This window comes from Clostridium sp. X (assembly GCF_055755365.1).
Window position 1 is genome coordinate 2,800,984 of sequence record NZ_CM146912.1, and the last position, 16,155, is coordinate 2,817,138.

Here is a 16,155-nt window from a genome sequence, read left to right on the forward strand (position 1 = left end):
AATACGATATATATTTATTTTTCACGTTATTTTTATCAATGAAATTTAAATTTGATGTTTCCTTAAGCGAAATCAATATATCCTTTTTTCAATTCTTCTAGAATTAATTCTGACTGTAAAATACCTCTATAAATAAAGAATTATAAATTCATTATATAGTAATACTAACTTTATATATACTATAGATAACCATTAGGTTATTTATAACATGGGGTGAAGCAATGAAAAAGTCAGTATTAATTATAGGTTCAGGCATAGGTGGTTTATCTACAGCTGTAAGATTACTAAGCAAAGGATATGATGTTAAGGTTTATGAAAAGGAAAAAACTATAGGTGGTAAAACAAATCAATTAATCCACCACCCATTTACCTTTGATTTAACCGCTTCAATTTTAATGAATCGAGAAATCTATGAAGAAGTTTTTCATGATGCTAACCTAGATTATAAAAATTACATAAATTTTATTAAAGTTAACCCAACTTATCGTAGCTTTTATCCTGATGGAACCTCTTATGATTTTACTAGGGATATAGTGTCCTTAATAAAAACCCTAGAAGCTATTTCAACGGATGATGCTATTGGATATATGAAATTTTTATCAGAGGTATATAAGAGGTATACTATTGCAAATGATCACTTTTTACAACGGTCCTTTGAAAGACCTATTGACTTCTTTAACCCTTTAACCTTAATAAATGCCATAAAAACAAAATCCTTTTCTACTTCATATGGATTAATTTCAAAATATGTTAAGGATGAAAAACTGCAAAAGTTCTTAAGCTATCAGTCATTATATGTAGGCATATCTCCCTATGAAGGACCTAGTATCTATACCTTAATTCCTATAATATCTCAGTTATATGGTCTATGGCATTTAAAGGGTGGAATGTACTCCTATGTAAAAGCTTTAGAAAAGGCTATTTATGAGCTAGGAGGAATAATCGAAAGGAATTATTCTGTAGACGAAATTATAATTTCTGATGGCAAAGCCATTGGTATAAAGTCTAAAGAAAAGGAAGCAGTTTATGCTAATATAATCATTAGCAATGCTGATTTTCCGTATACTATAGATACTCTTATAAAAAGTGATATTCACAAAGGAAAATATACAACTAGCAAACTGGAGGATTTAAAATACACCTGCTCTACCTTTATTATTTACTTAGGCCTAAAGAAAAAATATCCTCAGCTTTCAGTGCATAATCTATACTTAAATTTGGACTTTAAAAAGAATATTCATTCAGCTTTTACAGGGCATTTACCAATTAATCCTTCTTTCTATATATATTGTCCTAGTAAAATAGACAATAGTATGATAGAAAGCGTTGGCGAATGTATAAGCATAGTAGTGAGAGTTTCAAATTTATTTTTTAGAAATATAACTTGGAATGAAGACACAGTAAAGTTTATGAGAAATAGAACCCTATGGGCCCTAAAAAACATTCAAGGCTTAGAAGACATTGAGGAAAATATTGTTTATGAAAACTACCTTACGCCTCAGAATTTAAAAGATAGCTTTAACTCCTACGGTGGTGCTGCCTTTGGCTTAAGTCCGACCCTAACCCAGACCAATTACTTTCGACCGCACTTAAAGTCAGACCATGTGAAAAATCTCTATTTTGTTGGTAGTTCTGTTCATCCTGGTCCCGGTGTTTCTATTGTCTTGCTCTCAAGCAAGCTTGTAGTTCAGGAAATATTGAAAGATGATAGTTTGTAAGATTATATAAAAAGCAGAGTTGAAAACGCTAAAACTACATTGAAAATGAAAGCATCATAGTTTTAGCTTTTTATAAAATTTCTTTTTAATAATTCTTGTTTAAAATGATAACTATACAATATATCAATAAATGAATATAAAAAAATAATATAATTTCAATTGACAGAAGTATTATTAGTTGTTTACAATACAATTATGCAAAATATAATTGTATTGTATCAATTCTCTTATTTAAAAGGAGATTTATAAATGAATATTAATTTTTCAATAGAAGAAGCAGTAATAAAACGATATAGTGTAAGAAACTATCTGGAACAAGATATTGAATGGGATAAAATAAAAGCAATTAAATCTTTTATTGACTCTTTGGATAATCCATTTGGAAATAAAGTCAACTTTCATTATCTTGATAATAAAGACGTAAAAAATAAAGAAAAGCTTGGCACCTATGGTGTTATTAAAGGAGCAAATCAATATCTGGGAACAACTATTAAGTTAGAACCAATGGCCTTAGAGGCAGTAGGATATGAATTGGAGGCAGTAATGCTTTATTTGGCACATTTGGGCCTTGGGACTTGTTGGTTAGGAGGAACCTTCGACCGGGAAGGCTTTGCAGAAGCTATGAATATTAAAGAAGGAGAGGTTTTTCCAATAATAACACCTTACGGATATGCCAGTGCCAACAAACACGAAAAAGAAATAGAAATGAGAAAAATGATTCAAGCAGATTATCGTAAAGAATGGAGTCAGTTATTTTATAAAAATGACTTCAATTACTCTCTTACTAAAGAAGAAGCCGGTGATCTTACATTTCCATTGGAAATGGTTAGATTAGGTCCATCTGCATCAAATAAACAACCATGGAGAATTGTTCTTAAGGATGGCATCTGTCATTTTTATGAATACAAAGAACCTGGATATAGCAGTTATTTCCAGTACGATATCCAAAAAATAGATATGGGCATTGCCGCAGCACACTTTGATTTATCGGTTAAAGAAAAAGGTATTAAAGGTCATTTTGATACGTCATCTCAACCAGACTTTGAGTTGCCTGAGCATGTAGAATATATTTTTTCCTGGATTAGAGAATAATAATAAGTTCTATGGTATTCCCGCTCCAAAACATTCCACATAAAACGAGGTTAAATTCTGTAAGAATTTAACCTCGTTCAAATATTAAAGCTATTATATAGCACTTATAAATTTCTATTTTGCTGGTAGTTCTATTCATCCTGATACTGGTGTATTTATATTGTCTTGCTCTCAAGCAAACTTGCAGTCAATCAGGTTTACCACTTCGTGCTCACCTTCTCGTGCAAGCCTTTGTATGGGTGCTACTAATTGCTTACTGTGTCTCTTTGTTCCTTCTAAGCAAAGTAACCACCTCAATGTGCGGTGTGTGCGGGAACATATCCATTACCTTTACCTTCTCAACCACATAACCCTCATATATAAGAATCTTCAAGTCATCCACCAAAGTCTTTGGATTACATGAAACATATACTATATCTTTTGGATCAAACTTTGATACGTATTTTAATGCTTCTGGGTGTACTCCAGGTCTTGGTGGGTCAAGGATTACTATATCTGGTTTTTCTTTTAAATCTTTAATTGCCTTTGCAACATCTCCAGCTATAAATTCACAGTTATCGATACCGTTAAGCTTTGCGTTTTCATTAGCTGCTTTTGTTGCTTCTTCTATTAGCTCGATTCCTATAACTTTTTTAGCATTGTGAGCTGATATCTGTCCTATGGTTCCTGTTCCACAGTATAAGTCAAAAACTACTTTAGACTTTGCGTCACCCATAAAATCCCTTACAATGCTATAAAGTGTCTCTGCACCCTTTGAGTTTGTTTGGAAGAAGGAAAAAGGTGATATCTTAAATCTTAAACCTAAAATCTCTTCCATTATGTAATCTCTACCGAATAATAAACTCATGCTATCAGCTTGAACTACATCTGATAAGGAATCGTTGATTGTATGAAGTATTCCTTTTAATTCACCTTTGTAGCTAATATTCTTTAATATTTCTGTTATTTCACTCATATCAAAGTCTATTTGAGAGGTAGTTACTATATTAATAAGGATTTCTCCTGTATTGGTTCCTTTTCTAATAACCAGATTTCTAAGATATCCTGTATGTCTTAGTACTCTATAATGTGGCAATTCTTTAGTTCTAAAATAATCTAGAACAGTTTTTAGGATTAGCGTAAAGTCCTCATCAACTATCTTACATATATCAGAGGTAACTATTCCAAAGCTTCTACCTTGTGCATGCATTCCAAGGGTAAGTTCTCCACCCTTCTCCATATCACCAAATGTAAACTCCATTTTATTTCTGTATTCATATTCTTGTGGACTGCCTTCAATACCTAAGAATTCAAATCCTTCAATTTTCGCTTCTTTGAATAATTTAAGCACTTGTTCTTTCTTATTGTCTAATTGTCTCTCATATGAAATAAATTGATGGCTACATCCTCCACACATATGGAATATAGAACATTTAGGATCAATTTTATAATCTACATCTTCAATTATCTTATTTAGCTTTGCCTTTGCATATTCAGTAGTTTTTTTATTTACAAAACCTTCTACCTTTTGACCTGGCAATGCATTTTTTATTAATACTTTAGTATCTTCATGATAAGCTACTCCGAATCCCGGAAATTCTGTATCAACAATATCAAATTCGTATGCTTTTCTTTTTTTCATGTGCTCTCTCCTGATGTTTATTGTGTTTTAATTAATTTTAATCTCGCAACTCTTTTACCAATAGTGTCTGCGTTTTTAGAACTTTCCATTATACTTGTATATAGTAATGTAACTATTAAGTAAATTATTAAGAACATTGGGATTACATCCTTTACATAATATCCAGCTACTTTTAAAATAACATTAAATATAAATAAGCCTATTGCTGATATTAAACCTACAGTTATTATATCCACTAAAGTAGCTATAAAAGCATCCCCGAAACTTACTTTTTTTTCTGTATCCACATTATTATTCTCTATATTTGCTTCATAACTATTCTCAATAGTAGTATTGCTTATTTCACTTTTCGCACTCTCTTCTGAGTTTATTATATTTTCTTCTTGTTCATTTATATCCACTATCTTTCCCTCCCTAAGTATATTCTAATATTCAACAATTATTATGCACTAGTATTAGAAATATGTAAAGTAAATGTCTATCCTACTATGTTAACACAAAAACCCCTGGAATATCCAGAGGTTTAATCTATTTAGTACCTTCATTATAAGCTTTAGCTATATGAGTAAATCCAGTATCATTTAATATATCTACTACTATTTTATGGATATCACTAGATTTAATCTGATCTTTAAAGTTCTCCAATATAAACTTTTCTGTTTTGTCTGCTATAAAACTTATATCAGATTCATTAAGAGGTTCATCAATATCATCTGAAGCCCTCATAACAGAAGTCTTTATTTTACTTATTTCAAAATCTTGGAGTTCACCTTTTCTTTTTATAACTATCATTTCAACCTCTCCTCATCTTGTTTTTTAACAACAATTTATATCTATGTTTTAAAAAATCAAGAGTAGGTCAATTGCCTATTCGGTCAGTTGCCTACTCAACGGTTTATGTCAATTGCCATCTAGGTCAACTGCCATCGATAGTATGTTAGATACTACTCGTAAAAACTTGTAATGTAAATCTTTACAAGTTTATAATAACTCTTTTCTTTGAGCTTGTCAACCAATAATATGGTTATTATTATTTGTTCCTATTTATTATTTATGATATATTTTATTTATTAATAATATAAAAGGATGTGCTTACTTTGGAATTACATAAAATCAAGGGTAATACTTACTATATTTCTGCTCCAACTAATATAGGAATATATGTGTTCAAAAATAAGTTTTGTCTACTAATAGATAGTGGAATAAATAGTTCAGCTGCTAAAAAGTTTGATGAAGTATTAAAATCTAATAATCTTCACCCTAAGTATATAATAAATACTCATGCTCATTATGATCATTGTGCCGGAAATAAATACTTTAAAGAAAATTATTCCGGAACTCTTATTTATGCTTCAAAAAAGGAACGTCTTTATATGGAAAATCCTGATCTCCATTCTATTATTCCTTTTTCATCAAACCCACCTAAGGATTTTTCCGAAACTATAAAGCCTATTGTAGTGGATCATATCCTAGACTATGGAGTTAATAAAATTAATGATGAGAAGTTTGAAATACTCTCTTTAGCTGGCCATTCTGAGGATCATATAGCTATAATTACTCCTGAAAAAGTATGTTTTCTTGGCGATAGCATTTTTAGTGATTACACCTTAGATAAATACTCTTTACCCTTTCTTTTTAACATTGACAAAGCTCTTAATTCTTTAAATACTCTTAGAGATGTAGATGCTGAATATTTTGTAATTAGCCATGGACAAAGAGTTCTTACAAAAGATGAATTATTAATCTTAATAGATAGAAATGTAGACAATATTAAAAGGCATATAGATGATATTCTTATACTACTTGACCAGCCTTGTACTAGAGAAGATATTTTACAAAATTTAATTATTCTCAACGATATCAAATTAGAGATCTATGGTTATCTTATTCATTTATCTTCTATTTCTGCTTTTATTACATATTTACTGGATAAAGACTTAATCCAATATTCTATTGAAGATGGTAAACTGTATTATTTTAAAAAATAAACTTATTAAGTTACATACGCCTTATAACTTTTCATACTTAAAAAATATGTTACATTTACTCAATCTTCTATATTTTTTTATTTTATTAGTTATATCTCCTTTTTTAAAAAACATGATAGAAATTGCTTCCCATAAGAATACCCATGCTCCTATTTCAATTCCTCCTATAAGGATACTACTAAAAAATAATGTTTCTTTTTGAAAATTTTTCGAAAGATATATAAGCGATAAAAATATAAAAGCAGTGATAACATATTTAGTCATACTCTTATAGGAGTTTTTAAGTAGTTTCTCTTGTGCCATATAATAAAAAAAATAATAGTTTCTAAATATTGATACTAGTATTTGCTCTCTTGTTTCATCCTTTTGCTGATTTGATACATGAAACACTACATCTATACCATACTTAAAGGGTATATCATCTGCACAATTATCTAAGAAATCTGCAAGGTCCGGGTCCATATCTCGCTTTTTAAAGGGTGCACTATCCCAATCATTAAATATATCACTATACTTATCTAATGATACTGGTACAATATAATTTCCCGTATCTGAATTTCTTTCGTATATTTTATGTAAGTAATCTCCTTTTAAAGTTTTCTTAGCCATAAAATATCATTACCTCCATAAGAAAAACTATTATAATTATATGCTTATAATAGTTTTTCTATATCTACATTATACTATTCAGTTTTTATAGTTTCTTTAATTTAAAACCGTCTACTATATCTGTTAAATTTTGCGAGCTATGTGTTAATACCTTTGATACCTGATCTACTTGCCTTAAATGGCTTAATACTGATTGAACTAAGTCTAAAACTTTTTCGGTTCTTCCTTGATTTTTGGCAGTATCCTTGTCGCTTTGTGCTGCTAACTCTTCTGTACTTATAGTTATTTCTTCTAACTGTTGAGTTTGATTATTAACTAAGCTTGAAATTTGCTGTACATTATCTGTAACTCCAAGTATATTATCTTGTATCTTATCAAAGGAACCTATGGAGTATTTTACGATATGACTTACTTTATCTACTTTCTCTGCAATTTCTTTAACATTTTTAATAGTTAGCTCCGTCTCTCCATGAACATTTCCAATTAGTTTTGATATAGAAACAGTAGCATCTCCTGATTTATTGGCTAATTTTGATACCTCTTGTGCTACTACTACAAAACCTTTTCCACTTTCACCTGCTCTAGCTGCCTCTATAGATGCATTTAATGCAAGCAATTGAGTTTGTTTACTAATATCATCTATAACACTTACTACTTGATGTATTTCCTTTGAATACTTTTGCAACATATTTATACTACTTAAGGTACTCTTCATAGCCTCTTCTAATATACCCATAGTTAATAATACTTCTTTAGATGCTGCACCATTTTCAATTACATCTTCACTAGTTTTCTCTGAGTTCACACTTATTTCATTTATTAGATTATCTATATGCCTTCCACTTTCAGAAATAATTTTTAAACTTTTATCAGTGTTTTGAAAAAGTTCATTTTGAGCTTGATAGTCGACTAAGACCTTTGTTATGTCTTCTTCAATTATCATTGCACTTTCTTTAAAAGCACTCATAAGATTTGATAAATATAAAGTAGAGTTTTGAGAATCCTTTGATGCATTTCCTATTCTCTTGACTATACTCATTTGATTATTAAAAAACTTATTAGACCATCTAGCTAGTTCCCCTATTTCATCATTAGATAGCTTGTCAACTCTCTTTGTTAAATCTCCATCTCCTTCAGCTATTTCTTGTAATATTCTTATAGTTTTATTTAAAGGGTTTACTACGGTCTTTTTAGTTATAAGTACAACAGCTAATAAATTTAAAATCCATGTAGCAATTACTAATGGTAATCTAATAGAATCATTCAATGAAGAAAAATAGTAGTTTGCCATGTATAAAACTCCACTTATACCACCTAGTATTAATGGTATTTTAAAGCTGATACTTCTAAACTTATATATTTCCTCTATATCTCCTTCACATAACATTCCCCAAACTTCATCACAATGTGGTGGAGTGATTAAAATACCTTTTCCTCCAACAAGTATGTGCCTATATTCTGGATAACCTGGCCACACCTCTAAGTTTTCTCCATTTTTTATAGTATTGGTTACTCCCTTATGCAATTCTCCTGTAGCCGGATCTTTAAATATAATCTCAAATTCAGTATGCTTTCGTATTTGAACTAGTCCCCATTTTTTTGTCTTAATACCACTCTTAAGATTATCTCCTAATGTAAATGTGTCATCTTCAAAACGACTTCTTGATATAGCTGTTCCTTGCGCTATCCCTCTATTAGATTTAATCATAAATAAATAGTTATCCCCTGACTCCTTATAAACATGTGTATCCTCTTCTTGTATAACATCACTCATTACATCATTTGGAATTCTCCCACAAAGTACAGCACTTCTTCCTGTCTCTTTATTATAAAAAGGTAGTGAAAACATTAATGTAACTTCATCAAAAAACTTAGAATTACACTCTCCAATTTTTAAAGTATCTTCATCTATATAAGGACCATACATCAGTGGTTTCCCTTCCATTCCTCTAATGTATGACGGAAAGTCCTTTAGAGATTTTCCTATGTTCATCTTGTAAGTAGATACACTTACTTTTCCAGATGAATTTATAAAAAAGATTTCAGAAAAATCTTTAAACTGCACTTTTTTATCTTCCATGATATTTTTAATTATCCCTAGGTCAACTTCATTTTCGTCTAAATATGCATTAATATTATCTCTAACAAGCTCAAGTTCTGTCCATTTGTCATTAAACCAATTTTCTAAAGCTCTCTTTCTCCCTCTTGCGATCCCCTCAAAAATTTGTCTAGATTCTTTGTCTAGCTTTTTATTTATCATATATGATAAGCCTAAGTTCATAGATGTCCCCCCCAATTAACTATAAAATCAATCAACATACGCTCCATTAATAAATTAGTAATATAATCCTAATTTTATTACTAATTATATTATATTTAATGGATTATATCAATTAAATTATCAATATATTGCTTAAATAATAAAAAAAAGCAATAATATATTGTAAATATATTATTGCTCTTAATATCGTGTTAATTTATTTAACTTGTTGTAGCATTAAAAGTATTAACTTTAAACATCTATTTAAAGTAGCTAACTCCTGCTTCAAATAACTTTTGATCCTTTTCTCCAAGAATATTTTTGTAAACATTCTTGCCTATCCTCTCGGAGTGCCCCATTTTACCTAAGACTCTACCATCTGGGCTTGTTATACCCTCTATTGCATACATTGAACCATTTGGATTAAAGTTTATATCATAACTTGGATCCCCGTTTAAATCTACATATTGAGTTGCTACTTGTCCTCTTTTAAATAGTTCTTCTCCAACTTTAGGAGTACAAACAAATCTACCTTCTCCATGAGATACTGCTATGCTATGAACATCTCCAACATTGACATTATTGAACCAAGGTGAAAGGTTAGATACCACTTTTGTATTTACCATTTTAGACATATGTCGCCCAATTTTATTATGTGTTAAAGTAGGACATTCTTCATCCATATCTCTTATTTCACCATAAGGAACTAAACCTAACTTCACTAGCACTTGAAAGCCATTGCAAATACCTAACATTAAGCCATCTCTATTATTTAAAAGCTTCATTACAGCCTCTTTAACTCTAGGATTTCTAAATACAGTTGCAATAAACTTTCCTGAACCATCTGGTTCATCTCCAGCACTAAAACCTCCTGGAAGCATAATTATTTGAGAGCTGTTTATATGTTTTACCATAGTATCCACGGAATCTTCTATATCCTTAGTAGTTAAATTTTTAAACACACTAACTTCCGTTTCTCCTCCAGCTAACTTAAATCTTCTCTCTACATCGTATTCGCAGTTGGTGCCTGGGAAAACTGGTATAAATACTTTTGGCTTTGCAATTTTTATAGAAGGCACTTTTACAGTATCTTTTTTATACAGTTTTAATTCTATATCTTCTTCTATCTTTTCAGCTTTTGTTGAGAATATATTCTCTAAAGGTTTTTCCCATTCCTCTAGTAATTCATCAATATTAATCTCTACATTATGCATTTTTATTTTAGGTGATCCTTGAGTAAATCCTATTAAAGAATAATTTATATCTTTAAATTCTTCTTTAAGCTCAACCTTATCATCTAACTCTAAAATGATTGAACCATAATCTTCTGAGAATAAGTCTTTTGCTTTTACGTTATTAGCAAAATTCATACCAATTCTATTACCAAAGCTCATCTTTGATACAGCTTCTGCAATTCCACCGGTTTTAATGCTATGAGCTGATAAAACTAATTCTTTGTTTATAAGCTTATTTATAACCTGGAAGTTCTTTTTTAGTTCATTAAACTTAGGAACATTGTATTCATCTTTATTAGCTTTTATTAATACAACTCTACTTCCCTTTTTCTTAAATTCAGGAGATATAACCTTATTAGTATTTACTATATCTACTGCAAAAGACACTAAGGTTGGTGGAACATTTATATCCTTAAAAGTTCCAGACATACTGTCCTTTCCTCCAATTGCAGGTATACCAAGCTGCTTTTGTGCATAAAAAGCTCCAAGGAGTGCACTAAAGGGTTTACCCCATTTAGCAGAATCTTCTCCTAGCTTTTCAAAGTATTCTTGAAGTGTAAGCCTTATATTTTTATAGTCTCCTCCAGATGCAACAACCTTAGCAACTGATTCTATTACTGCATAAAGTGCTCCATGGAAAGGACTCCACTTTCCTATTTTAGGATTATATCCATAGGACATTATAGTTCCCGTAGTTGTTTCTCCATCTAATACCGGTACTTTAAAACACATAGATTCTGTTGGAGTACTGTTATACTTTCCTCCAAAAGGCATTAATACTGTTGATGAACCTATAGAGTTATCAAATCTTTCTACTAGACCTCTTTGGCTACAAATATTTAAATCTCTTATGTTACTAATCCATTTCTCTTTTAAATCCTCAAAGCTTTCCTCTTCAAAATATGAAATTTCTGAAGGGTTTTTTACTATAATATCTATCTTTTGTTTAACACCATTAGTGTCAAGGAAGTCTCTGCTTATATCTACTATATTTTTTCCTCTCCACTTCATTTGTAATCTTCTATTATCTGTAACCTTTGCTACTTCTACAGCCTCAAGATTTTCTCTCTCTGAATACTTTATAAACTCTTCTACATCCTTACTATCTACAACAACAGCCATTCTCTCCTGAGATTCAGATATTGCAAGCTCTGTCCCATCTAGTCCCTCGTATTTTTTTGTAACTAAATCAAGGTTTATATGAAGTCCTTCACTTAACTCTCCTATAGCTACAGCAACTCCACCTGCTCCAAAGTCATTGCATTTTTTAATTAACTTACTCACTTTATCATCTCTAAAAAGCCTTTGGATTTTTCTTTCCGTTGGAGGATTTCCCTTTTGTACTTCTGCACCACAATTTAATATAGAAGCCTCATCATGCTCTTTTGAAGAACCCGTTGCACCACCGCAACCATCTCTTCCTGTTCTTCCTCCTACCAGTATTATAGAATCTCCCTCAACTGGCTTTTTGCGAATAACTTTTTCCTTAGGTGTTGCTGCTATTACAGCTCCTATTTCCATTCTCTTAGCTATAAAATCCTCATCATAAACCTCACCTACATACCCTGTGGCAAGACCAATTTGATTACCGTAAGAACTATAGCCACTAGCTGCTTTTATTGTTATTTGCCTTTGTGGAAGCTTTCCTTGTAATGTTTCTTCTACAGGCTTTCTCGGATCACCAGACCCTGTTACTCTCATTGCTCCATAAACATAAGATCTCCCTGATAATGGGTCACGAATTGCACCCCCAAGACAAGTTGCAGCACCTCCGAAAGGTTCTATTTCTGTCGGGTGGTTATGAGTTTCGTTTTTAAACATAATTAAATACTTCTCATTTTTTCCATCAACATCTACATCGCACTCTATGCTACAAGCATTTATTTCATCAGATAACTCAAGGTCCTCTAATAGACCTTTCTTTCTGAGCTCTTTCATTCCTATAACTGCTATATCCATAAGGCATATATCTTTTTCTCTATCTTCATATACATAATTTCTCGAACTTATATATTCTTCATATGCTTCTTTTATTGGATTTACATACTTGCCTTCTTCAAAGCTTACCTTATCTATTTTTGTCTCAAAGGTTGTATGTCTACAGTGATCTGACCAGTACGTGTCTATAACCTTAATTTCAGTTATAGTAGGATTTCTCTTTTCCGTATTCTTGAAGTATTCTTGGCAGAATTTTAAATCCTCAAAACTCATGGCAAATCCTTCAGTTTCCATAAACTCTTTAAGCTCTCTATCTTCTTTTTCTATAAAACCATCTAAAACTGCCACATCCTTTGGAACTTCCCAATCCATCTCAAGGTTAGAATGCTTGTCTAAAGAAGTTTCCATAGAATCTACACTATTTATATAATAGTGTTTAACTTTCTTAAGATCTTCATCACTAATACTTCCAGTTATCACAATTATCTTTGCGCATCTTACAATAGGTCTTTCATTTTGTGTTAGTATTTGAATACATTGTGCAGCTGAGTCCGCTCTTTGGTCATATTGACCTGGAAGATATTCCACTGCAAAAACCTTGTCACTATCATTAATATTAATTTCTTCATCATATGCATAATCTACTACAGGCTCAGCAAAAATTGTGTTTCTTGCTTTTTTATATTCTTCTTCAGATATTCCAGATACATCATAACGATTTAATATTCTTAAATTTTCTATAGAGCTAATGTGAAGATTTGTCACCAGCTCTTTTAAAAGTCCTTTTGCTTCAACATCAAAAGGCGGTCTTTTTTCCACAAATATTCTTTTAACTTCAGTTTTCATGTATCTGTCTCCTTACCTTTTTTTATTTTACTTATCTAAGATTTGGGTTCCCTACTTACTGCTCTCTCTTTATACCAATATCAGTTCTATAATAAATACCTTTAAAGTCTATCTTTTTTATTTCACTGTAAGCTCTTTCTCTAGCTTCCTCAAGAGTACTTCCTGTTGCTACAACATTCAACACCCTGCCTCCAGAGGTTACTAAACTTCCTTCAGCCTCTTTAGCTCCAGCTACAAAAACCTTACATGCCACATTTTCTATTCCGCTAATTTTAAAACCCTTCTCATAATCCCCTGGATAACCTGCTGATACTGCAGTTACACAGCAAGCATGACCATTCTTCCAATTAACAGTACAAGTATCTAGTTTTCCATCTAAGGCTTTTAATATTAAATCTACATAATCACTTTCTAAAAGAGCAAGTACACTTTGTGTTTCAGGATCTCCCATTCTAACGTTGTATTCTAAAAGATATACACCTTTTTTAGTTATCATAACTCCAAAGAAAATGGTTCCTATATAATCTAACTCTTCACTTTTTATACCTTTCAAAGTCGGCTCTAATATATCTGTCTGAAAGCTTTCCAAAACTTCTTCATTACAATAAAAGTTTGGAGCCACAACTCCCATACCACCAGTATTAGGTCCCTTATCTTCATCAAATATTTGTTTGTGATCTTTGCTTGATATAAAAGGTACTATAGTTTTCCCATCAGTTATTGATAGAATTGAAGCTTCTACACCTTCTAAAAACTCTTCAATAACTATTCTAAGTCCAGCCCCCTTAAATATATCATCAATCATAAACTGATGTATGGCATTTCTTGCCTCTTCTTCGTTTTCGCAGATTACAACACCTTTACCAGCTGCTAATCCATCTGCTTTTATAACTGTTGGATAAGGGCACTCTTTTAAATACTCTAAAGCGTTCTCTACCTTATCAAAAACCTCATATTCAGCAGTCCTTATTCCGTATTTTTTCATAAAATCTTTGGAAAAACTCTTGCTTCCTTCAAGTAGTGCCGCTTTTTTACTAGGCCCGAATATCTTTAAACCATTTTCTTTAAATTTATCTACTATTCCTTCTACTAAAGTTGCCTCAGGTCCTACTATAGTAAGAGCTATGTTTTCCTGTTTAGCAAACTTTAAGAGTTCATCTATTTCTTCTATATTTATATTTTCACACTTATCTTCTTTATCTGTACCCCCATTACCTGGAGCACAATAAATTTTATCTACTAATGGACTTTGTGAAGCCTTCCATACTGTAGCATGCTCACGTCCACCTGAACCTATTATTAAAACCTTCACTTAAATCAACTCCTCATAATTAGTGCTTAAAGTGTCTAACTCCTGTAAACACCATTGCTATTTGATTTTCGTTACATGCTTTTATAGAGTCTTCATCTCTAACAGATCCGCCTGGTTGAATTATAGCTTTAATTCCGTATTCTGCTGCAGTTTTTACTACATCATCAAAAGGGAAGAAAGCGTCTGATGCCATAACTACTCCATCTTTTGCTCTATCTAGAGCCTCTCTCGCAGCCCAAATTCTATTAACTTGTCCTCCGCCAATTCCTATAGCCATACCATCTTTAGCAACTACAATTGCATTAGATTTTACATATTTGCAAACCTTCATTGCAAACACTAGATCCTTCATTTCTTCTTCAGTTGCCTTTCTATCTGTTACTATATCCATAGTCTCTGCAAATATATTGTCTTCGCTTTGAACTAAGATTCCTCCATCAACTTTAGCTAAGTTAAACTTATCTTCAGGTTTTACTGAACATTTAATTACTCTTAAATTCTTCTTAGCCTTAAATACTTCTATAGCATCTTCATCATAATCAGGTGCAATGACAATTTCTAAAAATATCTCTGACATTGTTTCAGCAGTTTTCTTATCAACCTTTGTATTTACAGCGACAATTCCTCCAAATATAGAAACAGGATCACAACTGTATGCCTTAGTGTAAGCAGCATATACGTCTTCTCCAATTGCAACTCCACAAGGAGTGTTATGTTTAACACCACAACAAGCTATCTCTTCAAATTCCCATACTGTTCTCCATGCTATATCCATATCCTTAATATTGTTATAAGAAAGTTGTTTTCCATTTAAAATTTCAAAGTTATTAATTGCGCCCATACCATTTGTAGCAGTATAATATGCAGCTGTTTGATGAGCATTTTCTCCGTATCTTAAATCCATAGATTTTTTATATGAAAGAGCCAAATACTCTGGGTATTCTTCATCCTCTAATAAAAAGTTGCTTATAGCAGCATCATAAGCAGCTGTTAAATTAAATACTTTCCCTGCTAATCTTTTTCTTGTAGGAAAATCAACATCTCCATTATTTTCGATTTGATCCATTATGGCGCTATAATCTTTTGTATCTGTAAGAACTATTACATCTTGAAAGTTTTTGGCAGCTGATCTAATCATAGTTGGTCCACCAATATCAATGAATTCTACTTTTTCATCAAACTCTAAATCTTCCTTTACTTTTTCAAAGAAAGGATATAAGTTAACTACTACCATATCAATAGGTGTAATGTTTTTTTCTTTAATTATATTCATGTGCTCTTCGTTATCTCTAATAGCAAGTATTCCACCATGAATTAGTGGATGAAGAGTCTTTACTCTACCGTCTAATATCTCATCAAAACCCGTAACTTCATTTACTTCCACTACAGGAATATTATTTTCTACAAGATGCTTATATGTGCCCCCAGTTGAGATTATCTCAACTCCTTTTGCTACTAAAAATTGTGCAAGTTCTAATACCCCATCCTTATTAAACACACTTATTAATGCTCTCTTTAGCATTTGTCTTCCCCCTT

11 protein-coding genes are annotated in these 16,155 nt (G+C 31.5%); 3 read left to right on the top strand and 8 right to left on the bottom strand.

What is annotated here, in order from left to right:
• The first annotated feature begins 221 nt into the window (after nucleotides 1-221).
• Both ACX0KU_RS14125 and ACX0KU_RS14130 read left to right on the top strand, forming a co-directional pair.
• On the top strand, nucleotides 222-1,718 hold the full coding sequence (locus tag ACX0KU_RS14125) for a phytoene desaturase family protein (protein ID WP_472990610.1): 1,497 nt from the start codon (nucleotides 222-224) through the stop codon (nucleotides 1,716-1,718).
• A 249-nt stretch (nucleotides 1,719-1,967) separates the two neighbouring features.
• Nucleotides 1,968-2,810, top strand: coding sequence for a nitroreductase family protein (locus tag ACX0KU_RS14130; protein ID WP_472990611.1), 843 nt, complete (start codon nucleotides 1,968-1,970; stop codon nucleotides 2,808-2,810).
• 253 nt (nucleotides 2,811-3,063) lie between these two features.
• Here the strand turns inward: ACX0KU_RS14130 and rlmD are convergent, their stop codons facing one another.
• The 3 genes from rlmD to ACX0KU_RS14145 all read right to left on the bottom strand — a co-directional run bounded on the left by rlmD (nucleotide 3,064) and on the right by ACX0KU_RS14145 (nucleotide 5,223).
• Nucleotides 3,064-4,431: a 23S rRNA (uracil(1939)-C(5))-methyltransferase RlmD gene (gene rlmD / locus ACX0KU_RS14135; RefSeq protein ID WP_472990612.1), complete on the bottom strand. Its 1,368-nt coding sequence runs from the start codon at nucleotides 4,429-4,431 to the stop codon at nucleotides 3,064-3,066.
• Between the two features lie 17 nt (nucleotides 4,432-4,448).
• On the bottom strand, nucleotides 4,449-4,832 hold the full coding sequence (locus ACX0KU_RS14140) for an RDD family protein (RefSeq protein WP_472990613.1): 384 nt from the start codon (nucleotides 4,830-4,832) through the stop codon (nucleotides 4,449-4,451).
• Nucleotides 4,833-4,959: 127 nt separating this feature from the next.
• Nucleotides 4,960-5,223, bottom strand: a complete 264-nt coding sequence (locus ACX0KU_RS14145) for an ATP cone domain-containing protein (protein ID WP_472990614.1) — start codon at nucleotides 5,221-5,223, stop codon at nucleotides 4,960-4,962.
• 305 nt (nucleotides 5,224-5,528) lie between these two features.
• On the opposite strand from ACX0KU_RS14145, the gene ACX0KU_RS14150 reads away from it, so the two are divergent.
• The gene (locus tag ACX0KU_RS14150) at nucleotides 5,529-6,419 is read left to right on the top strand and encodes an MBL fold metallo-hydrolase (RefSeq protein WP_472990615.1); all 891 of its coding nucleotides are present in this window, start codon (nucleotides 5,529-5,531) and stop codon (nucleotides 6,417-6,419) included.
• 21 nt (nucleotides 6,420-6,440) lie between these two features.
• Here the strand turns inward: ACX0KU_RS14150 and ACX0KU_RS14155 are convergent, their stop codons facing one another.
• The 5 genes from ACX0KU_RS14155 to purH form a co-directional block, all read right to left on the bottom strand.
• Complete coding sequence (locus ACX0KU_RS14155; RefSeq protein ID WP_472990616.1) at nucleotides 6,441-7,028, bottom strand: hypothetical protein; 588 nt, start codon at nucleotides 7,026-7,028, stop codon at nucleotides 6,441-6,443.
• 85 nt (nucleotides 7,029-7,113) lie between these two features.
• Nucleotides 7,114-9,309 carry a methyl-accepting chemotaxis protein gene (locus ACX0KU_RS14160; protein ID WP_472990617.1) on the bottom strand — a complete coding sequence of 732 codons (2,196 nt, stop codon included), beginning with the start codon at nucleotides 9,307-9,309 and terminating at the stop codon, nucleotides 7,114-7,116.
• Between the two features lie 239 nt (nucleotides 9,310-9,548).
• Complete coding sequence (locus ACX0KU_RS14165; RefSeq protein ID WP_472990618.1) at nucleotides 9,549-13,307, bottom strand: phosphoribosylformylglycinamidine synthase; 3,759 nt, start codon at nucleotides 13,305-13,307, stop codon at nucleotides 9,549-9,551.
• A 55-nt stretch (nucleotides 13,308-13,362) separates the two neighbouring features.
• Nucleotides 13,363-14,619 carry a phosphoribosylamine--glycine ligase gene (gene purD / locus ACX0KU_RS14170; RefSeq protein WP_472990619.1) on the bottom strand — a complete coding sequence of 419 codons (1,257 nt, stop codon included), beginning with the start codon at nucleotides 14,617-14,619 and terminating at the stop codon, nucleotides 13,363-13,365.
• Nucleotides 14,620-14,638: 19 nt separating this feature from the next.
• Entirely contained in the window at nucleotides 14,639-16,141 is a 1,503-nt protein-coding gene (purH, locus tag ACX0KU_RS14175) for a bifunctional phosphoribosylaminoimidazolecarboxamide formyltransferase/IMP cyclohydrolase (RefSeq protein ID WP_472990620.1), read from the bottom strand.
• Nucleotides 16,142-16,155: the final 14 nt, after the last annotated feature.

Excerpts from the sequence above, each read along its gene's own strand:
- ACX0KU_RS14130 (WP_472990611.1), top strand. The coding sequence starts at position 1,968 with ATGAATATTAATTTTTCAATAGAAGAAGCAGTAATAAAACGATATAGT.
- ACX0KU_RS14125 (WP_472990610.1), top strand. The coding sequence starts at position 222 with ATGAAAAAGTCAGTATTAATTATAGGTTCAGGCATAGGTGGTTTATCT.
- purH (WP_472990620.1), bottom strand. The coding sequence starts at position 16,141 with ATGCTAAAGAGAGCATTAATAAGTGTGTTTAATAAGGATGGGGTATTA.
- ACX0KU_RS14155 (WP_472990616.1), bottom strand. The coding sequence starts at position 7,028 with ATGGCTAAGAAAACTTTAAAAGGAGATTACTTACATAAAATATACGAA.
- ACX0KU_RS14165 (WP_472990618.1), bottom strand. The coding sequence starts at position 13,307 with ATGAAAACTGAAGTTAAAAGAATATTTGTGGAAAAAAGACCGCCTTTT.
- rlmD (WP_472990612.1), bottom strand. The coding sequence starts at position 4,431 with ATGAAAAAAAGAAAAGCATACGAATTTGATATTGTTGATACAGAATTT.
- ACX0KU_RS14160 (WP_472990617.1), bottom strand. The coding sequence starts at position 9,309 with ATGAACTTAGGCTTATCATATATGATAAATAAAAAGCTAGACAAAGAA.
- ACX0KU_RS14145 (WP_472990614.1), bottom strand. The coding sequence starts at position 5,223 with ATGATAGTTATAAAAAGAAAAGGTGAACTCCAAGATTTTGAAATAAGT.